This is a genomic window from Ligilactobacillus animalis KCTC 3501 = DSM 20602 (genome assembly GCF_001434535.1).
GTDB lineage: Bacteria > Bacillota > Bacilli > Lactobacillales > Lactobacillaceae > Ligilactobacillus > Ligilactobacillus animalis.
Genome location: NZ_AYYW01000030.1, coordinates 1 through 248 on the forward strand (window position 1 = coordinate 1; position 248 = coordinate 248).

At 47.6% G+C, this 248-nt stretch carries 1 tRNA gene; it reads left to right on the forward strand.

Annotated features, from left to right (window positions below):
- Positions 1 to 104 precede the first annotated feature (104 nt).
- Positions 105 to 178: transfer RNA gene (locus FC30_RS05185), tRNA-Ile, on the forward strand.
- Positions 179 to 248: the final 70 nt, after the last annotated feature.

The following is a 248-nucleotide window of genomic DNA, read 5'->3' on the forward strand; positions in this document are numbered from 1 at the left end:
CCTGCGGCTGGATCACCTCCTTTCTAAGGATAATTTCGGAAACCTGCACTTTATCGAACTTTGTTTAGTTTTGAGAGATTTACTTTTCTCAAGGTTGCTTATTTGGGCCTATAGCTCAGCTGGTTAGAGCGCACGCCTGATAAGCGTGAGGTCGGTGGTTCGAGTCCACTTAGGCCCATTAAATAAATATTTTGGGGCTTTAGCTCAGCTGGGAGAGCGCCTGCTTTGCACGCAGGAGGTCAACGGTT